Source organism: Bacillus sp. EB106-06-01-XG163 (assembly GCF_058791615.1).
Genome location: NZ_JBYTDS010000001.1, coordinates 207,919 through 229,325 on the forward strand (window position 1 = coordinate 207,919; position 21,407 = coordinate 229,325).

General features: G+C 49.8%; 7 protein-coding genes. All 7 read right to left on the reverse strand.

Annotation, left to right across the window (positions count from 1 at the left end; all coding sequences use genetic code 11):
- Nucleotide 1: 1 nt before the first annotated feature.
- On the reverse strand, nucleotides 2-14,956 hold the full coding sequence (locus AC3WTF_RS00705) for a non-ribosomal peptide synthetase (RefSeq protein ID WP_047935728.1): 14,955 nt from the start codon (nucleotides 14,954-14,956) through the stop codon (nucleotides 2-4).
- Nucleotides 14,957-14,995: 39 nt separating this feature from the next.
- Entirely contained in the window at nucleotides 14,996-15,745 is a 750-nt protein-coding gene (locus AC3WTF_RS00710) for a polyketide synthase (RefSeq protein ID WP_003154094.1), read from the reverse strand.
- Between the two features lie 9 nt (nucleotides 15,746-15,754).
- Complete coding sequence (locus AC3WTF_RS00715) at nucleotides 15,755-16,528, reverse strand: enoyl-CoA hydratase/isomerase (RefSeq protein ID WP_047935727.1); 774 nt, start codon at nucleotides 16,526-16,528, stop codon at nucleotides 15,755-15,757.
- Nucleotides 16,525-17,787, reverse strand: coding sequence for a hydroxymethylglutaryl-CoA synthase family protein (locus AC3WTF_RS00720; protein ID WP_047935726.1), 1,263 nt, complete (start codon nucleotides 17,785-17,787; stop codon nucleotides 16,525-16,527). The genes AC3WTF_RS00715 and AC3WTF_RS00720 overlap by 4 nt, the downstream gene beginning before the upstream one ends.
- Nucleotides 17,788-17,838: 51 nt before the next feature.
- Nucleotides 17,839-18,087: an acyl carrier protein gene (locus tag AC3WTF_RS00725; RefSeq protein WP_012117592.1), complete on the reverse strand. Its 249-nt coding sequence runs from the start codon at nucleotides 18,085-18,087 to the stop codon at nucleotides 17,839-17,841.
- A 65-nt stretch (nucleotides 18,088-18,152) separates the two neighbouring features.
- Complete coding sequence (gene fabD / locus AC3WTF_RS00730; RefSeq protein WP_032866034.1) at nucleotides 18,153-20,393, reverse strand: ACP S-malonyltransferase; 2,241 nt, start codon at nucleotides 20,391-20,393, stop codon at nucleotides 18,153-18,155.
- A gap of 1 nt (nucleotide 20,394) precedes the next feature.
- Nucleotides 20,395-21,369, reverse strand: a complete 975-nt coding sequence (locus tag AC3WTF_RS00735; protein WP_020955844.1) for an acyltransferase domain-containing protein — start codon at nucleotides 21,367-21,369, stop codon at nucleotides 20,395-20,397.
- Between the last annotated feature and the right edge of the window lie 38 nt (nucleotides 21,370-21,407).

The following is a 21,407-nucleotide window of genomic DNA, read 5'->3' on the forward strand; positions in this document are numbered from 1 at the left end:
GTTAAACCTCCACTTCATAGGTATCCCAGATGTTTGCCGCAGCTTTTTCGTTCGTTTCTTCTTTGCTGTCGGGCGAAATCAGCCGCTTATTTAATGCAGGCGGTGTTAAAGGATGGCGCTTGATTCGGCGCCCTTCGTCTTCCTGCCACGCTTCCACAATGACGTGGGCGTTTGTTCCGCCGTCGGCAAAGCAGTTAATTCCTGCCGCCGGTATTGGTGACGGCCAGTCTGCCAGAGTGCGGCTGAACTGAATATTGGCCTTTTCTCTATCAAAATGTGTATTTTCATGCTCGCCTGATAAAAACGGGATAAAGCTCTTTTCTTTCAGCATGAGAACAACTTTTATGAAACTTGCAATTCCTTCCGCGCAAAGCGGGTGCCCGATGTTCGGTTTCACAGATCCGATTCCGAGCGGGCCGGCGTCTTTTGAACGGTAGACGGATTGAATGGCCTTCAGTTCTAACAGATCCGTCACGACCGTGCCTGAACCGTTCGCTTCAATATGAGTAATGTCTTCCGGCTGTTTTCCGCTTTTTTCAAGAGCCGTCTTCATGACGGATTTTTGCGCTTCCAGACTCGGCGTAGCCGGGCCTGCCGTTCTTCCGTCATTATTGACGGATGCCGCCTTCACTACGGCATAAATAGAATCTCCGTCTTCAATCGCCTGAGACACGGTTTTTAATAGAACCATTCCGACACCCTCGCCCAGCACGACTCCATCGGCGCGTTCGTCAAATACATGGAACGACTGCGCTTTACTTAATATGCCGCGCTGTTCAAATAATTTATGGGTTTCTTCTGATTCAAACAGGCTCACGCCGCCGACGACGGCCGCTTTTATTTCTCCTGTTACAAGAGCCTGCACGGCCATATTCATTCCGACTAAAGCAGAAGAACAAGCCGTATCGAGGACAACGCTCGGGCCGCGCATATCAAAGTATTGAGAGAGATTGGCGGCCAAATAATTCTGGCCAAGCGCGACGATCGGGTTTTTCGCGTCCAGCAGTTTCTCTTCACCCGGTCTGTGACGGCTGCGTCCGCCGAGATACACACCTATTGCTTCTCCCTTTATCTCATCCGGCGTATAGCCCGCGTGATACCACAGGTTAAGGCATTCTTCCAGAGCGGCCAAAGCTTGAGGGTCCATTGCCTTTACATCTTCTTCTGCCAGTAAAAAGAAGTCCGGATCAAATTGATGAATTCCGTCAAGCATTCCCGCGTAATAAGGCGTCTTCCACCCCCATCGTTCAGCCGGAACAGGACGGATAGCCGAACGGCCTTCAGCCAAAAGCGACCAGTACGCCTCTAAGGAAGCCGCCCCCGGAAACCGGCAGGACATGCCGATGACCGCGATATCTTCCCGGTGAATCTGTTTTCCGTCCGGCTCTTCTTGCATCTTAACGGCTTGTGTTTCAATCACCGGCTCAGCCGGCTTCTTCAGAACAGGCTCCGCCGCCGCCAAATCAAATCGTTCTGACAAAACTTCTGTATACCCTTCGAGAAGCCAATTTGCGAAAGATTGAATCGTCGGATATTCATACAGAATGGACGGGTCAAGCGATGCCGAGAGATTCCGATTGATCCGCTGCAGAAGCTGAGCAAGAATAATGGAATCCACTCCGTAATCTTGGAATAATACGTCTGTCTCAAGCTGATCCTGGTCAATCCGCAGCTCTTCAGAAAATAATTCTTTCAGCCATTCTTCTGTTTTCCTTGTTAATTGAGCGTTGTCTGCGGCAGTATAAGCGGTTTTTTCCGCCGGTTTTACCATAGCCGGACTCATTGGCTGATCCTGCCTGCTCCGCCGCAGGAATCGCTCCGGCTTCCACAGCTTAGGATTCAGAACGGCCGGCAGCACCGGGCCCCTTGCTGATTCAAGAAGTATGCCGTCAAGGAGCTGTAATCCCTCTGCATTCGTGATGCTGTATAGCCCGCTCTCTTTATAAGCTTTGTTCGTTACTTCGCCCATTCCGGTTTCTTTCCAGTTCGGCCACTGAATGCTTACGATCGGCAGCTGCTCTTTGTATGAGTTTGCAAAATAGTCCATATACGCATTGGCCATGGCATAGTCGGCCTGTCCTGCCGAAAGCGCCGGTATCGCAGCTGACACGGAAGAGAACAAGACGAAAAACTTCAGCGGCTCTTCGCTGAGCACACTGTATAACGCCTGAAGCCCGTCTACTTTCGGCTCGAGCACGCGCTGTATGTCTTCATCGGTTTTTCTGATGAATGCGAGCGTCTCTTTATCGGTCACACCCGCGCAGTGAATCACGCCGCCGATAGGTCCGAGCGTCTGTTTTATCTGACTCAGTTCCTGTCTCAGCCCGGCTTCATCAGCTAACGGGACTGACAAAACCTTCACTTGTACACCTTTGGATTCCAAGTCGAGAACAGCTTCAATTTTCGCTTTTACAGAAGCCGTCACCCCATTCAGTCCGCCCGTCCACTCACTTCGCGGCGGAAGGGTCTCGCGGCCTGTAAGCACCAGGTTTTTCACTCCGTAATGTTCGGCAAAATGGCGTGCGCATAAAAGACCGATCCCCCTCGTCCCTCCGGTGATCAGAAGCACATGGTTGTCCGGAAAATCAATTCTCTCGCCTTGCATATTCATATTTTCTGAGCCGCTTAATACGGCGCGGTAGCGCAAGCCGTCCCTCCGGCAAACTTCCGCGTCATCAGTACGGGCATGAAACTCATCGGCAATCTGCTTCGCCAGTTTGTCATCCGAAAGCGCTCCTTCAAGGTCGAGATGCCTTGAAGACAGGTGACCGTACTCGTATGCCAGCATTCTGTACAGACCGGCCCGTTTTGCTCCTGTTGTTTGATTGGCCTCTTTATTTAATGACTCAAGGTCTTTCGTGACACAAAGCAGTGTTATCCCTTCTTTATGCCCATGCTCAATCAATTGCTGAAGCCATTTGATACCGGTCATATCTCCAGAAGCTTCTTCTTTCGCTGCGCCGAGAAGGTCGATGACTCCGCCAAACGCCTGCCAGTCATATACACCGGTAAGGTCTGATGTTGTGATAATACGGTGATTCGGCATATGCGCTGCAATCTCTTCTGCGAGAATGATCGTGTCCCCGCCTGTCAAAATCGCAACGGAACGTGCGCACGGTTCACCCAGTTCGAGCGGGCTCAGTTCCCATTGTTTCGTCAAAATACGTTTCATCCGTTCCTCTGTATGGACCTTCTTTTTGTCAGGATTCTCAGGCACCCAATACGTGTCTTTTGCGAACGGATAAGACGGAAGACTGAGTAAACGCGGCGTACCCTTTTCATACAGCCGGTTCCAATTCAATACGCCGCCTTTCACCCATACCTCTGCCAGCTTGGCGAATTTGCCTTTTTTAATCCAGGCGTCAATGACGATGTCCATATCTTCATCTGCCGTGAACAAGGCAAACGTATCTTTATTGCGGTGAGACTGGCCGGTATACAGCCCGGCGATGTTTTTCTCATTTTTCGTAAATGCTTCCAGCTTTGTTTCCAATTCCGCCATCGTCGCTGCAAGAATGGCCAAGCGCTCTTCCATTTCGTCCCTTCCGGTTTGCAGCGTATAAGCGACGCCCGCCAAGTCTTGATCTGTATACGGCGTTTGACGGATTGCTTTTTGCAGCTGCTGCGCCTGTTCAAACAGTTTTTCTTTTGATTTGGCGGACAAAAGGATGATTGCCGGATTTTCCGGGCTGTGCTCAGGCTGAGCGGCTGCTTTCGGGACATACTCTTCAATGATGATATGGGCGTTGACCCCGCCGATGCCAAATGAGCTGACCCCGGCCCGGCGCGGAATGGCGTTTCCGTTTCTATCTTTTGCTGCCGTCCATTCCTGATTTTCCCGCACGATGTAGAAAGGACTGTCATCAAGCTGAATGTACGGATTGATCGTCTCGCAATGCAGGCTTTTCACCAGCGTTTTGTGCTTCATTTGCAAAAGCACTTTCATGACGCCTGATACTCCCGCGGCAAGCTCTAAATGGCCGATATTGCTTTTGACCGAACCGATGCCGCAGCGGTGACCGGAGACTTCAGGCTCTTGATTTGTTTTCGCCAGCTCGTGAAACGCCGCTTTCAGACCATTTATTTCAATCGGATCGCCCAATTCCGTTCCTGTACCGTGCGCTTCAATATACGTGACGGTGCTCGGGTCCACTCCCGCTTTCCGATATGCTTTCACCAATAAATCAGCCTGCAGTTTCGGATTCGGCGAGGTTAACGTATTCGCCCGGCCGCCGTGGTTTTCAGCCGTACCGCGGATCACGCCGTAAATCGGATTGCCGTCACGTTCTGCATCTGTCAGCTTCTTGAGCATCAGAATTCCCGCGCCTTCTCCTCTGACATACCCGTTGGCATCTTTGGAGAAGGTTTTGCATTTTCCGTCTTTGCTGAGCATGCCTGCTTTGCTGTAGCTGATATGCGCTTCTTCCGTCAGAATCGTGTTGATTCCCCCGGCAATCGCCATGTCGCATTCTCCGTTTTCTATAGCGGATACCGCCCGGTGAATCGCCACAAGCGAGCTTGAGCATGCCGTTTCAATCGGCTCGCTCGGCCCGTGAAGATTTAACAAATAGCTCAAACGGTTCGGACCGATGGAAGGAATCATGCTGCCTGTCGCCGCATGTCCTTCCGGCGCAAGACCTGCCCTTGTGAACAAATCTTTATAACCAGTATTTCCGGTGCCGATAAAGACGCCCGTATTTGTGCCGGAAAGGCTTTCCGGCTTACAGCCCGCATCTTCTATCGCCCGCCATGCATAAGTCAATAACAGCCGCTGCTGCGGATCTAAATATTGGGCTTCCCGCGGTGAAATCCCAAAGAACAGCGGATCAAATTCAGCTATTCCGTCGATAAAGCCGCCCCACTTGATATTCGTTTTGTTCCCTTCAAGATTCGGGTCGCCATCAAACGCTTGCCAATCCCAGCGTTCTTTCGGAATGGTTGTGATCGAATCCTTTCCTTCTTTCAAATTGCGCCAAAATTCCTCTATATCCTTTGCACCCGGGAATCGGCCGCTGATTCCGACAATGGCAACCGGGTCCAAGCGTCGCGGCTCTTGTGTCGCTGCCGCAGCGTTCATTACCGTTGCGAAGCGCTTTTTCCGCTGCATTTTCGGTTTTTGGGCTTTTGGCTGCTCTTTTTTCGGAGACTCTTTCTTCTTTTCGCCGAAACGGCCCGGATGCTCTTTTGCCAAATATCCGGCGAGACCGCTGATCGTTCCGTACTCAAAGAAAATCGTCGGCGCCAGCTCCAGCTGATACGCTTCATTTAATTGATTCGTAAAGACGGTAAAGGATACGGAATCAAAACCGTATTCACTCAATTCCGTATCTGTCTCAATGTCCTCACGGTCAACTTTTAAAATGCCGCTTACCATGGCTGTCAAAGCGGTGTGAAGCGTTTGAAGAGATTCTTCTGCATCGTGTTTTTCTTCCGGCTGAGAAGGAAGGCCGGCTTCTGCCTCATCCGTCAAATACTCTGCTAAACTGCGGATCGTCCCGTGTTCGAAGAAGATCGTCGGCGCCAGCTCCAGCTGATACGCTTCATTTAATTGATTCGTAAAGACGGTAAACGATACGGAATCAAAACCGTATTCACTCAGTTCCGTATCAATATCAATCTCGTCTTGGCCGACTTTTAAAATTGAACTGACCAATCGGATAAGCGCACCGTGCCATTTGTCTCCCGAAACGGCGGATACAGGCTCTATACTCTGCACCTGCGGCTTTTCAGTTTCAGAAACAGATAGGAACGACTGTTTTAATTTTGCTGCGTGTCCTTCGGCTGCTAAAAGTTGCGGCTTTTCCTGAGCCATTCCTTCATAAAATGCAGCCAGGCCTGACGCCTTTTGAAGCGGAACCATGCCGAAAGCTTTTTTCATCATTTTCTCCGTCTCGTCTCCCGCCTGCATACCGCCATCTTTCCACAGCGTCCAGTTAAAGGCGACCGTTTTTCCGTGCCGAAGGCCATTCTCCGTAAGGGATTGCCTGTAAGCGGCGTATGCATCCATAAACGCGTTGCCGGCGGCATAATCAGCCTGCCCGACATTGCCGAGAACGCCGGAAACACTGGAGAACAATACGAAAAAGTCAAGATTGCAGTCTTTGCTGGCTTCATCTAAATAAGCGGTTCCGATGACTTTCGGGTCAAGTACTTCTCTGAACTCTTCCTTCGTTTTTTGCAGCAGGAAGCGGTCTTGTATCACTCCCGCAGCGTGAATAATTCCGTTAAGCTTTCCGAATTCCGACGTAATCTCTTTGATCAGCGCTTCATTTTCCCGCCGGTCTGCCGCATTCAGCTTTTTGTAGACGACATTTGCGCCGGAGTGCTGAAGCATAGCAAGCTCACGCTGTTTGGCTTCTGCCAGATTTGAGCGGCCGGTCAGAATGATTTTCGGGTGTTTTACGCGACCTGCGATTTCTTTTGCGAACATCAAGCCCAGGCTTCCCGCGCCTCCGGTAATCAGATATACACCTTCGTCCTTCCAGACGATGCCGCCCCCTGCGGGATGCATTTCTTCCCAAGCCTTCACATACCGTTTTTCTCCTTTATAACGGATATGTTTATCATGCGGCCGATGACTGTCGTTTTTCAGTTTTTGAGCGACAGCCGGCATTTCGCCGATTGATTCCATTTCGATGAGCTGACAGTCAAGTTTTCCGTATTCCAGCTCGGCTGTTTTTAACAAACCTGTTAACCCCGCAAACAATTGCTGGCTGCCGTCTGCTGAGATAACGGTCTGAATCAGAATGCGGCCCTGCCTTTTTTCGCTGATGATCCGCCGGATGTGTTCGGCGATTGTCTGCGCAAAGCTTTGGAAGCGTTCAGCGGCTGTTTCACCCTCACCTTCTGCAATCAACAGTTCGGCGTCTTTCAGGCCGGATGCCGCTTCATCTTTTATACGGCAGGCATCTTCACAAAGTATGATCAAATGCTCATCAGCATGGACAGAAGCTTTCTCGGATGCGGCGGCTTCTTTCCAGACCGGTGCAAACAAGACCTTTTCCGAGCCTGATAGCCGCTGAGCCGATTCTGCATCGCCTTCAAGCACTCTCGTAGAGAATCCTCTCACCTTCACGCAAAGCGCTCCTGTTTCGTCGAACAGGTCAATGTCGGCTTTCTGCACGGAATCACCGGTTTGATATCCATCGCTGAAACGTGCATGCGCCCGTATAGCCGGCGTGCATGCTTTGATGACTTCAAGATATTCCAACGCAAACGGCAGAATCAGCTTTTGTCCGGAAAACTCCTGCATAATGCAGATCGTCGCCGTCTGAATAGCCGAATCAATGATGCTCGGATGAAGTGTAAATTGTCCATTCGTGTGAGAAACAGAATCCGGAAGCTGTATGTCCGAGAGCACTTCTTTATCACCGATAAAGGCGGACTTAATGCCTTGGAAATCTCTTCCATGGAACATCCCCCTGCTCCTGCCTTCCCGATAAAAGGCCGCCGGATCAAGAATATCCGCGTTGCATCTGTTTTGTATGGCAGAAAGGTCGGCCTCAGGCTCTTGTTCAGCCTTAATGATTTCGGCCCGTCCTTGGCTGTGCAGCACTTCTTCGCCGTCAGCGTTTACGCTGTAAATGTCATATGAGATGATGCCGTCCTCTTCAGGGAACAGCGCAATATGGACTTGGCGCTCTTGTTCGTGAACGACGATCGGTTTCATCCAGACCGTATGATGGAGCGTTATTCTGTCTTGGTCTTTTAATAAGCCGCCAAGCGCACGTTTTACCGCTTCATAAGACATTTCCAAATATGCCGCTCCCGGCAGCACCGCTTTTTCCCTGACCACATGATCCTTCAGGAAAAATTCTGAGCCTGTAAACCGTGAGCTGAACCGCTGAACGGCCAAATCTGACGTGTTTTGCTGCACGAGCGGGTGTAAAACTGAGACTCCGGTGTGTGCGGCAGATGTGTTCTTTTCTGCTTTTTTCGGCCAGTACGGCTCCTTTGCAAACGGGTAGACCGGCACGCTGATTCGTTTCGGATGCTTGTCTTTGTAAAGCTTGTGCCAATTGATGGCGACGCCTTTACTCCACATTTCACAGAGCTTCGGTCCTTTTCCTTTCGCAAGCCATTTCTCAATGAGTTCAGCGCTGTCATCATCATCAGAAAGCCAGGCAATATCTTTCGCCTGCTGTTTTTCTCCTCTGAAGCAGCCTGTTACTGCCGGCTTATCATTGATAAAATCGGCAAGCTGCCGCTTCAGCTCCGCAGTGCCGCTTGTGATAAAGGCCGCGCGCTCTTCCATCGCTTCCCTTCCGACTTGGAACGTGTAGGCAAGATCAGCGAGGTCTGTGTCCGTTTTTCTTTCCAGAAAAGCCAGCAGCTGTTTTGCGTACTCCTTCAGACGATCTTTTTTTCTGGCAGACAACGGAATGATGAACGGACCGGCAGCGTCTGCTGCTTCAGATGCATCCGGATATTGTTCAAAAATCGCGTGTGTGTTTGTCCCGCCAAGACCGAAAGAGCTTAAAGCCATGCGGTGCGCTCTGTTCTCACGGGTTAACTCTTTCTTTTCTTCCGCTACGTAAAACGGAGAGTCTTCTAAATGAAGATTCGGATTCGGCTCTTTGTAATTGATGCTCGGCGCGATTTCCTGATGATATAAGCTCATGACAACCTTGATGCAGCCCGCCATTCCGGCCGCTGTATCCAAATGCCCGAGATTTGTTTTGACTGAACCGATGCCGCAGTATTGTTTTTTATCTGTATATCGGCCGTACACCGATTGAAGTGCGGACAGTTCGATCGGATCGCCGAGTTTTGTTCCTGTGCCGTGAGCTTCGACGTACGCGATCGTTTCGGGATGGATGCCCGTCTGATCAATGACCTTCTGAATGACCTCAGCTTGTCCTTTGACGCTCGGCGCATAAAATCCGACCTTATCCGCTCCGTCGTTATTGACGCCGATTCCGCGCAGCAGCGCATAAATATGGTCGCCGTCCTTAACCGCATCAGACGCTTTTTTCAAGAGCACGGCGCCGGCCCCTTCACCGCCGATCATTCCGTCAGCATCCGCGTCAAACGCTTTAATATGCCCGTCGCTCGAAAAATTCAGCCCCGGCTGATGAACATACCCGGCGCTTGATTCCGTATGAAGGGTCGCACCGCCGACAAGGGCGTACTTGGCTTCGCCGGACTGCAGGCTTTGAAAAGCCGAATGCAGGCCGATTAACGAAGATGAGCAGTTGGCATGAACAAAATAGCTCGGCCCTTTCAACCCGAGTTTATGAGAAATCATCGTCGGAATCGTACCGCTTTGGGCAAGCACCCATGACACGTAGCCATCCGGCGTTTCCAGCTGTGCTGTCGTCTCCCCCGGCAGCAGGCTGCGGTACGAGTTCGTGCTGGCAGACATATACACGCTTGTTTCCGGAATTTCTTTGGAGATATACCCCGCATCCTCGATTGCCTTCCATGAATGGAGCAAAAGCATTCTCAGCTGAGGGTCCATATATTCCGCATCTTTCGGTGAAAAGCCGAAGAAACCGGGATCAAACATTTCTTTCCCCTCTAAAACTGATTTAGCCGGAACGAAGCCGGGATGATCAGCCAGTTCTTCAGAAATACCGAATCGGCGGAGCTCTTCTTTTGAAAAGAAGGTGATGCTTTCTTTGCCTTCTTTGATGTTATTCCAAAATTCATAATGATCTTTCGCTCCCGGAAACTCACAGGATATACCGATAACCGCAAGGCTGTCCTCGTAATAATCGGGAAATTCTCCCGCCGGGTGTTCCCGATCTTCTGTATTCACTTTCTTTTGCGGTACAGGAGCCAAAACGGCTTCTTTCGGTTTTTGTTCAGCGATATACCGGCTGATGTCTTTTACCGTCGCGTATTCAAACAGCTCCGTTACACTGAATTCACAATCCAATTCCTGCGTCATCCGGTCAGTGACAGTCACGGCAAGAAGCGAATCTCCCCCCGCATCAAAAAAGCGGTCATCAAGCTCTATATCTTTGCTTTTCAATACATCCTGCCAAATCGCCAGCACCGCCTGCTGGATATGAGATGATGAAAATGTTTTTGTGTCCGGCTGCTTTTCCGTCAGATCGCGGGCAGCAAGAAGCTTGCGGTCCACTTTTCCGTTCGGTGTGAGCGGCAGCTCTTCAAGACGGATAAACGAAGCTGGCGCCATATAGGCCGGCAGCGTTTGTTTCAAATGATTGCGCAATTCCTTTGCAGATGGAAGCGGCTCTCCGTTTTTCAGGATATAAAACGCGCAAAGCTTCTCATTTCCTGAGTGATTGTTCACAACCACTACGCTTTCCTGTACGGCCGGATGGGCATTCAGCCGACTCTCAATATCTCCGGGTTCAATACGGTAGCCGCGGATTTTGACTTGGGTGTCCATCCGTCCCATGTATTCAATGCGGCCGCCGGGAAGAAAGCGCCCCATATCGCCTGTTTTATAAAGCTTTGATCCCAGTTCGAGCCGGTGGCTGACGAAAGCTTTATCTGTCAGCTCAGGCTTGTTGAAATACCCTCTTGCCAATCCGTCTCCCGCAATACAAAGTTCTCCCGGCACCCCTTCTAAAACAGGGTTGAGACCGGAATCCATAATATACACGCGGGTATTGGCGATCGGGCGTCCGATCGTAAGCGCGCTCTCATTCTCCGTTATCCGCTGCACCGCGGACCAGATTGTCGTCTCTGTCGGCCCGAACATATTCCAAGCCTCACTTTTCGTATCGAGAAACTGCTGCTTCAATTGTTCGCTAAGGGCCTCACCGCCGCAAAGGATTTTCACATTTTCTTCATTTGACCATCCGGAATGAAAGAGCATTTTCCATGTAAACGGGGTCGCCTGCATGATCGTCGGTTTGTACTCTTGAATCAGCTCTTTCAGCTTCCGTGCGTCTTTTGTGACTTCTGTCTTACAGATGTTGCACTCCGCTCCTTTGATTAAAGGAAGGTAAAGCTCTAGTGCCGCGATGTCAAAGCAATATGTCGTGACGGCAAGCAGTTTGTCTTCGGACGAAAGCCCCGGTTCATTCGCCATCGAGAGTAAGAAATTGGTCAGCGCCCGGTGCGGAATCATCACGCCTTTCGGTTTGCCCGTGCTGCCCGACGTGTAAATGACATACGCCAGATCGTCAGGTGTCACTAACCGCTTCAGCGACGTTCTTTCCGCGGCTGTACTTTCAATATGAGACCAATCGCGGTCAATGGCAGTGGTCTGCACGCCTCCCCAGTTCAAAGAGTGCTCTAAATCAGCTGTCGTCAGGCACATTGAAATCCTGCTGTCGGCGATCATATATTCCAATCTGTCAGCGGGATAAGAAGGATCAAGCGGCACATACGCTCCCCCGGCTTTTAAAATGCCGAGAAGGCCGACAGCCATATGCAATGAACGGTTTGTATAAATGCCGATGAGATCATCAGGGCCTGCACCGTGCGCCTGCAAATAGAGCGCCAGCTTCGTGCTTTTTTCATCAAGCTCACGGTACGTCAGCTTTTGCTGTTCATACACGACCGCACAAGCGTCCGGCGTTTCTGCCGCCTGACGTTCGAATAATTCATGGAAGCAGGCATCCGGATATTCACGGCTTGTCTCATTCCAAGACTTAAGAATCATGTGCTCCTCTCTTTTTGTCATGAGAGAAACGTTCTCAAGCGGCGCATCCGGATTCGCCGTCAAAGCTTCAGCAGCCTGTACAAATTGGCTGAAAAGTCTGGCCGCCCCTGCTTCGTCGAATAATTCGGTGCTGTATTTAATCGTAAGATCCATGCCTGATGCTTCTTCCCACATTTCAAATACAAGATCATATTCCCCCTCTTGATGAATGTCTTTTACAAACTCACAGGAGAATTCCTTGTATTCATCAAGCATCGATTGATAGCTGGAATGCTGCAGAAAGTTCTGATAGAAAAAGGCATTGCTGAAAACAGGCGAACCGTTCTGCCGGGGTTTCGCATGCACATCACGCACCATTTTCGGAAACGGATAAAAGGAGTGATCCAGTCCGTCCAGAACGGCATCCTGCACCTTTTGAACAAAGTCAGCAAATGTTTCTTTTCGTCCGGCTCTGCTCCGTATGGGAAGCATGTTGAGGAAATGGCCGACCACTCGGTCAAAACGTTCTTCGGGTCTGACCATTGCAGGCATGCCTGTCACAATATCTTCCTTATCCGTATATTTGCTTAAAAGCACCATGTAACAGCTCAGCATGACGGTAGACAAATGAATCGAACGGGATGCGGCAAACGCCGTTATATTATTCAGCAGCCGTTCGGGAAGACGGCGTGTCAGTGTATCTTCTGTAAACTCCCGAACACTGCTGTCCGTGCGCATCGGCGGAAGCTGAAGGTCAGGCAGATCGCCCTCGAGCTGTTTCATCCAGTAAGCGCGGGCAGCTTTGCTTTCTTCACCCGCTAAATACCGCTTTTCCCAAGCCGCGAAATCGGGATGAATACCGGGAGCGGCAGCCGTAAACTCTTCTTTTCCCTCCAGCAGCGCCTGATAATGATCCAGCAGACTGTGAATAAATGTAATGGATGAAATGCCGTCAAACACGATGTGGTGAATGACCGTCAAAAGATAATGTTCCTCGGCGGATTTTGAAAGCAGCTGCACGCGCAGTAAAGGTCCGCTTTCTTTGACAAACGGCTCTTTCACTTTTTTCCGTATCAGAGCGGATATTTGTGATTCATTGACGTCAGAAATATCTTCTTCCGAGAATACAAAAGGATCTGCCGCTTCTATGAAATAAAACCCGCCGTCTGTTTCATTCACGGCGCTTTTGAGCATCGGATGCTGCTTTAATACGAGCTGAAACGCCTGTTTCAGTTTCTCTTTGTCGATTCCGGATGTGAATCGGAAACAGAGCGGGACATGGTATGCAGTCGTTTCAGGCGACATTTTCTGCAATGTCCACAGCCCTTTTTGGACTTCTGAAAGCGCTGGCGCCGTTTGCCGTCTCTCCCGTTCTGCCGGCGGTTCGGCTTTTTGGGGATGATGGTCCGCTGACATGTTTGCCGCTTTTTCAGCAGTATAAGCCGCTAAAGCGCCAATCGTCGGGTTTTTGTGCAGCTCTCTTGCCGTCAGCCGGATGTGATACGTTTTTTCAATTGATCTGGCGAGTTTCATCATCTTGATGGAATTGACGCCAAGACTTTGAAACGGCGTATTTGGATCAACGAGCTCATCCGCGATGGAAAGTTCCTCTTTCAGAAAACGGATAAAATCCCGTTCAATTTCTTTCTCTGCAGAAGCCGTGTCTGAATTGCTGCCTTCTTGTCTGTTATTATGTAATGAATCAAATTGCCCTTGTTCAAATGAATGTTTCAGCTGAGTGCGCTGGATTTTCCCGATCGCCGTCTTAGGAATGTCTTCTTTTGCGACCGGAAGCAGATAATCAGGGGTAACGCCGATTCTCTGTGTCACGTGCTGGTGAATGTGATGAAGAAGCTTCGTCATGCGGTTCTCATCCAACGGAACAGATGTCACAAAGAAAATCGCCAGCTCATCTGTCGTGCTTTGATTCGGCCGGACGGCGCATGCCGCTGTATATGACGTTTCAATTTCCGGCAATTCCTCAACGGCTGATTCAATGGCATGGCTGTAATAATTCACACCGTTGATAATGATGGCATCTTTCGTGCGCCCCGTTATCGTCAGGCGGCCTTCACGCAGAAATCCGAGATCTCCCGTTTCAAACCAGCCGTCTTCTGTAAAGACACTCTCATTTAAGTCCGGGCGCTCATAATATCCGCTCGTTACAGTCAGACCCGACACTTGGAAGCGGCCGATTTCTCCTTCTTCCACCACTTGATTGCGGTCATCCGTAATTCTCATATTAAATCCCGGGATCGGCAGACCGATCTCGACGAAACGATCGTCGTCATTCGTGTTTTCCAGTGTAAACTCATCTGAGAAAATAACGCCCGAAGACGTTTCGGACATTCCCCATGCGGGACGGATGGCATTAGCCGGCAGACCGTGCGGCTCTAAAAGCTCCATAATTCTGCGTCCGACTTTCGCAACCGCGGCCTCCCCGCCGTTCAGCATGTAACGCATGGAAGATAAGTCCCATTTCCGCGTTTGAATCTCTTCTGCAAAATCAGCAAGCAGCCCAAAGGCAAAATTTGGGGCCCACGTGACCGAAGCGCGGTAATGATCAATCAGGTCGAGCCATTTTAAAGGGTCCATCAAAATGGATTCGCTCGGTATGTTGATTTCCTCACATCCGAGATAAACATCACGCAGATGAAGCATTCCGATGCCGCCGACATGGTCAAAAGGCATCCAGTTAAACGTGACATCCTCACTTGTATAGCCCTGCATCTGAATATTTCCTTTGACCATGCAGACGATGTTTTCATGGCTGAGCATCACGGCTTTCGGCGTGCCCGTGCTTCCCGAGGTCAAAAGCAGCATCGCCAAATCTTCCGGACGGGGATGATGACAGTCCGTATCCATTTCGTGCGCACTGAGATCTTCTGCCGCCAAAGCGCAAAACCCGGAAAGCTCCTGCTCCTCCGCCCATTCAGTCATCTCCGGCAGCACGTCACGGCTTGTGATGACATACGGCTGATTCAAAAGCGTCCAAGCGTCTTTCAGTTTTTGCGTCCCGCTGTTCATTTCTGTATAAGCCGGAGCGGCCGCAAGCGGAACCGGGATCGCTCCTAAAAAAACACAGCCCCAAAAAGCAGGAATGAGCTGGGAATTGTCACTGAGCTGTAATATGACTTCATCCTGAGCCTTCACTCCTGATTGGCGGAGCCCTTTCACAATCGAAAGAGCGATCTTTTTCAGGCCGCTGTAAGTCTGGTACACTTTGGTGCCGTCAGGCTGTATATATGTGATACCCTTTTGATCTCCCGCTGCCGCGGCGGTTTTGTGCAGGACTTCAGGAATCGTCATCGGCTGATCCGCTGAAAGCCGCAATGATTTTCCATAGCTGACAGATGGCTTGAGTAACCCGCTTGCCTTCATATCACTTTTCATAGAGCTGCCTCCATTTCATCTGTATGTAAGATGTATGTCTTATACTCCGTACATCGTCGTGATTCGTTTTTTCACTTCATCATCATGAAACGTCTCATCGTGCATGATTAACTCCTTCTCAATGACAGCCGGAAGCTGCTCGCGAAACGGCGTCACCAAGTGCCTTTTCAATGTAATTAAAGAGTTTCTCGGTTTTTCTGCAAGCTCACGGGCCAATTCCTGCGCATAGTCTAGTACTTCCTGCCGAGGAAGCACCGGAAAAGGCACCCCTCTTTTCTCCAGGTCACCGCCGCGGTAGTGGCCGCCGTTTAACAGCATTTCATGGCCGAGGCTTGCCCCAAGCTTCTCCGGAACGATAAAGGTAGCACCCATTCCGGGGGTGAAACCGTATTTCATAAAGTTTGCGGTATACACGCTTTCTTTGCTTAAAATGACAAAATCACTGAAAAGCCCCATGACAAACCCGCCTCCGATTCCGTGGCCCTGCATGGCGGAAATGACGGGAATATCACATTCCAGCGCCAAAGAGTACATGCGGTCTTCCGTAAACTTCGTGATGCCCTGCTGAATCCTGAGCAGGCCTTCCTGTGTGCCTCCGGAAGCAAAGTAATGGCCGTATCCTGTTAAAATCACAGCTTTATAGACTGACGATTTTTTTATACGGGTGAATGCTTCCATCAATCCATCCGTCAGTTCTTTGGAGAAGGCGTTTTTATGGGCTTTATCCTGCATTGTCACTTGGATAATATCCGGTTCAATTTCGAGCAGTTCAACTGCGGCGTTCGGCATGATATCCTCCTAACTGTTCTCCGTTTCCCAAGGAAGCCGCCCCGTTTCTGCATAACGGAAGATGGCTGATTGGTTATCCGGATCTGAAAACATCGCTTGATTTTCGGCTAGAGCAATGGATTTCGAACGATGAACAAGGTCGTTTAAGGAATCCATGTATTTTTTATAGCGGATGACTGCTTTTTTCGACAGCGGGCGGAGGCGCAGCAAATGCTTTCTCAGCTCTGTTGCTGAGTCCGGGACGCATACGTCACAAAGTCCCCATTCAAGCGCCTGGCGTGCCGGCACGGGCTTTGTCATGATCGTCATATAATGCGCCTTTTGACATCCGATTCTTTGAATTAAAAACGGCAGAACGCAGGCCGGATAAAGTCCGAATAACAGTTCAGATAAACTGAACGAAGCATTCTCCTCTGCTATGACGATATCGCACGCGGCGGCAAAACCGACACCTCCCGCATTTACTTGTCCGCGGACGCGGGCGATTGTGATGTACGGCCCGGATTTTAATGCCAGCCACAAACGGTAAAGCGGCTCCTGCGATTCCGCATGCTGCATTCCCTGCCTCATTCTCCGGTACATCTCATCAAAATCCGCCCCGAAACAAAATACCTCCGGCTGCCCTTCAAGCACTACGGAGGTCACGGAGTCTTCACATTCAGAAAGAACGTGCAGGCATTCCTCCACTAAACGCTCATTAATCGTATTGTTGGCTTCAGGCCGATCAAAGGTGATGAAGCAGACATTTTGCTGAAAACGGACGTTTATCGTTTCATAGGTCACGATATCCACCTGTATTTCCGATGAAATTCCGTGATTTCTTCCAAATATAAACGAGGGCTCCCGGCATGATGGTCTAAAATGTTCGGAATCATATTCATATCCAATTTGACATTCCGGGTACCGAACTTCACCAGACCGCTGCCTTTAAACAGTTCTTCATATTCTTCCATGGACAGCCTGTACCTGTTGTTCAGATGCTCTTCTATTTTGAAAGAATGCTGCCGCGCTTGCCCTTCAGGCGTCACAACGCCGCTGTAAAATTCCGAACAGCATCCGGAGCCGTAGGAGAAACAGCCGATCCGCTTAGAAGTGCCGAATGCCCCTTGGTCAATCGTGCTTGCAAGAGCCAGTAAAGAGGCTGCCCCCATAATGTTTCCGACTCTTTGGCAGTAGCGGAGCCCCGGCTCTACTCTGGTTTGAAAATCTTGTTCGATCTCAGCGTTTTTCGCTTTTGCAAGCTTGCGCATCATCGTCCGGTGGGCCCCTTTGACCATGCCGCCAAACGGTGTATGGAAGGCAAGATAGTGAAACGTCTCTTTGTAGTCAGCGCCCGGCACACGGTTTTTGTACTCGCGAAATGTCTGTTCACAGCAATCGAGGTAAGACATCAATGACAAATCGGCGTCACCGGCTTCACTGTCCGGGATCGGACGGCATGTATCCATCACCTCATAGCCGTAATAGCCGTTGGCGCCCGCATCCGCCTGAAATACGATGGGATTTTCACCAATCAATAAGGCGACGGCACCCGCTCCGGCGCTCGGTTCTGCGTAAGACCAATCCTCGCTTAACGCATCGCCGCCTTCGGCAATTAAAAACCGGGAAATATCCGTCGCGACGACAAGCGCCTTCGCTCCGGGGGATGTCTGCGACAAAATAAAGTTAAGCGCCATCTGCAAGCCCGCCGTTCCTGAATAACAGGCTTGTTTCAGTTCAAATAAACGGCAGTTCCGGTTGAGGCCTAAGTGATCATGAATATATGTACTGAGTGATTTTCCGAAGTCGATGCCGGACTCCGAGCAGGTAATCAGCAGCTCGATTCTGTCTTTTTCAGCCTCTGTCAATCGGTCGATAATCGGCTTTGCCGCGTTAACGCCGAATGTAACGGGGTCTTCGTACGGAAGCGCCACCGCTTTTTCTTTCATCAGTAAATTCTCAAATCTGGCAGGGTCTAAGTTTCTGTACTCCGCCAGCTGCATGACATCAAGGTATGCTGTCCCGCCAAACACATTTATCGCTTCTATTCCGGCAGCCGCCATGAACTTCGCCTCCAATATGAATTTTGAGTTTCCGATTTTTCCACCGTTTTATCAGACAGCCTGTACCTTTTCATAAAGCTTTTCCGCCAATTCGCCGATGTTTGACACTCCCGTCAGCTCAACACGCGGGATCTGCAGTGATAATTCTTCAAGCATCATCGTGATAATTTCGGCGCGGTCCACTGAATCCGCCCCCAGATCAACTAACCGGTCTTCCTGTGAAAGCTGTTCGCCTTCTAAATCAGGCAAAACCTCGTAGATTGTGTTCTGCAGCAATTCAAAGATTCTTTCTTTACTCATTGTCAGTTCCTCCCTGTTTCATCTTTTATGAATATTCCATGTTTTCAATCTATCATTTCGTCTTGTCAACACGTTTGCAAAAATGAACCTAACTTCTGATTCAAAAGCGTGGCCGTCTCTTCCATAAGCCGCAGGCCGATACCATCGGCATGGCGGTTTTCCCAGGACTCCAGCTCCGTACCTTTCACCCATTGATTAAAGGCGCCTAATGCCGGGCCGCAATGAATCTGGAAGTCTACCTTGGCATCCGGGTCTCCTTTAATCGCCGAAGCAGAACTTTGCCTGAAATACCATTTGAATATGAGCGCCATTTTCTGTTTCGGATTCCGTTCGGCTTTTGAAATGTCTTCATTCGAATAATGAGCCTTCACTTTGTCATAAATACTGCTTACACTTGCCTTAAAATACTTCTCTTCTATTTGTCTGAGTGTCTTTTCATCAATTTCTTCAATTGAGCGGTGACGCTGATACAGTTCATGCAGCTTAGAGGCGCGGGTCGGAAAGAACAGCCCTTTCTTTAATACCTGCACCTTGCTGCCTGATTCAAACATATCGCCGGCCGGCGCGTAGGCCGTGTCCTGTACATTCATCTGCTGCAGGAGGTCCTTTACGAGGCCGCTCGTCGCTGCCTCAACGGTGCATTGGTTAATAGATCCGGTCACAATAAAATCAGCGCCGAGCATAAATGCGGCCATGGCAGCCTCGGGCGTTCCGATTCCCCCTGCGGCTCCGATGCGGACAGTTTTGCCGTATCGGTATTTTTTCATCATGTCATCTCGTAAACGGATGATCGCCGGCATGAGACTGTAAGCAACTCCGCCGTCAGTGTGGCCGCCTGAATCAGCCTCTACGCAGATGTCATGCGCAACGGGTATTTCTCTCATCAGACTTGCTTCTTCAGCGGTAATTTTGTTTTCGGCTGCAAGTTTCTGCAGAATGTGATCAGGCGCCGGGCTGAGAAACGCTTCCGCTACTTCCGGACGGGACAGCTTGGCGATAATCCGCTGACGCGCTATTATTTGTCCGCCGGCACCGCGTTTTAACCCCTTAGCGCGAAACCTTACTAAAGCGGGAGTAACCGTTAAAAACGCTGATGCTTCCAAGTTCTGAACCCCATGCTTCAGTAAAAGATCAATCATTTTTTCTTCTGAATCTGTATGCTTCATGTTATGTACAACATTTATGCCGAAGGAACCGCCGTCACGAAGCTCATGCTGAATTGACAAAATGACGTCCTCAACGTGCGCGATGTTCAAACCGCCCGTTCCGAAAAAGCCCATCATTCCTTTTTCAGCCAGTTTGACAACCATTTCTTTCGAAGAAATTCCGCGGTACATGCCGCCGGCCAAGTAGGCGTATTTCAATTGATAATCGCGCTTAAACTCTTCATTTCCTAAAGACGCCGCCGTAATTGAGCTTTTTCCAGCCTCAGCCGGGACTTTGATTTCATCTGTTATCGGCTCCGCTTCAGCCGTAATTCTTTGTATCAGCCCCGTCAGCACTTTTCCGGGACCGATTTCCTCAAAGCTCATGTTCTTTCTTCCCATTAAGAAACGGATGCTGTCTGTCCAGTTCACCGATCCCGTTATTTGTCCGGTGAGTGTCTCTTTCAGCTCTCTTTGCTCATAGGGTCTTGCCGTCACATTTGAAATGACCGGGATGGACAGCGGCTTAAAATGGAAAGATTCAATAAACCGTGAAAACTCTTCCTTCGCTTCCAGCATGTATCTGGAGTGAAAGGCGCCGCTGACATTTAAGCGGTGAACCATTTTTACGCCGTTTACGGCTTCAAAAACGGATGCTGCTTTTTCAATATCTTCTTTATATCCGGAAATGACAATTTGCTGCGGTGTGTTCATGTTGGCGATATCAATCATATCCAAGTGATTTTCTCTTAAAACATCCGTCACCTGCTCATGAGTCAGGCCGATCACCGCTGCCATGCCGCCTCCTTTTGCGCGGCTCATCAGTTCGCCCCTTTTTTTGACCAACTGTAAGCCTTCTTCAAAATCAAAGGCGCCCGAAGCGTATAACGCGTTATATTCGCCCAAACTGTGTCCGGCGGTAAAATCCGGTTTCAAGCCGGTTTCTTCTGTTTTTTTCAAATAACTGAGGGCATTGACGACATAGAGCGCCGGCTGAGTGAATTGAGTCTGATTGAGACGTTCTCCGTCCCGGCACAGCTCCTGAATGGAATATCCGAGAATGTGATCGGCCTTTGCGGTTAATTCAGGATAGCGGCCGAACAGGTCCTCCCCCATCCCTATTCTTTGCGAGCCTTGGCCTGGAAAAACAAAGCTGATCATCTTACAGTCTCCTTCCGGGCGGTGATAAAATGCTGTCTTCTATTTGCTGCAAATGTGTTTGTTCTTTATGAAACGGCGTCATAATGGCACGGATGCGTTCAGCCGATCCTGCAGGAAGAATCTGTTTGGCAAATGCGGCCAATGTTCCGGAAGGCCCGGCATCAATATAGAATCCTTTTTGGCGGCTGTCTGCGAATTGAAGCGCTTCGCGGAATCGAATCGGCTTTCTTACGATATCCCAGAAAAAGTCCGCTTGTATATCGGTCTCAGCCTCTCCGGTCGCACTGGAGATGTACGGTATAAACGGAGTCCGGATTGATTTCTGAGCTAAAAAGCGCTTGTACGGCTGTTCCGCCTGATCAACCAGCGCTGAGTGAAACCCGTAAGATACCGGCAATAGCTGATGAGGAATCTGCTTTTCTCTCAGATCGTCCATGATCTTTTTGATATGTTCCCGCTCTCCCGAGATGACAAAGTGAGAATGATAGTTTACAGATGCCAATTCACTATGTTCGCCGAGCAGCGGATCATCTTGATATAAAGCCGGATCACCCAGTATCGCAAGCATGCTGCCGTTACGGCAAGTTTCCGTAACGATTCGGGCCTGTTCCAGCACGCAATCTAAAGCATCCTCGGCGCTCAGCACGCCCGACACAGCGGCCGCTGCATACTCTCCGAGGCTTGCTCCGATCACATAATCGGGACGTATGCCTCTTTGCTCCAAAGCATATGCAAGTGCGTACTCAGCCATAAAAATGGCAGGATGGCTGAAAAGAAGGCGGTCAAATGGATCAGACAGACGATTGCCTGTATGATACATCTCTTTAAGGACAGAGTAACCGAAACGGCTGACTGCAAAATCGTCCAAGTCAAGCATTTTCTGCCGAAAAGCGGCGTTATGTGCAAACAGCTCTTTCCCCATTTGATAGTATTGGGAACCCTGTCCAGAAAACATGAAAACAATTGGCTGGTTCATTTGTTCTCCTTTTTGCTCTTTATTTTTTCAAAATATTG

Coding starts and splice junctions, on each gene's coding strand:
- AC3WTF_RS00705 (WP_047935728.1), bottom strand. CDS start 14,956: ATGAAAAGTGATATGAAGGCAAGCGGGTTACTCAAGCCATCTGTCAGC.
- AC3WTF_RS00710 (WP_003154094.1), bottom strand. CDS start 15,745: ATGCCGAACGCCGCAGTTGAACTGCTCGAAATTGAACCGGATATTATC.
- AC3WTF_RS00720 (WP_047935726.1), bottom strand. CDS start 17,787: ATGGCGGCTGCCGGAATAGAAGCGATAAATGTGTTTGGCGGGACAGCA.
- AC3WTF_RS00725 (WP_012117592.1), bottom strand. CDS start 18,087: ATGAGTAAAGAAAGAATCTTTGAATTGCTGCAGAACACAATCTACGAG.
- fabD (WP_032866034.1), bottom strand. CDS start 20,393: ATGATCAGCTTTGTTTTTCCAGGCCAAGGCTCGCAAAGAATAGGGATG.
- AC3WTF_RS00735 (WP_020955844.1), bottom strand. CDS start 21,369: ATGAACCAGCCAATTGTTTTCATGTTTTCTGGACAGGGTTCCCAATAC.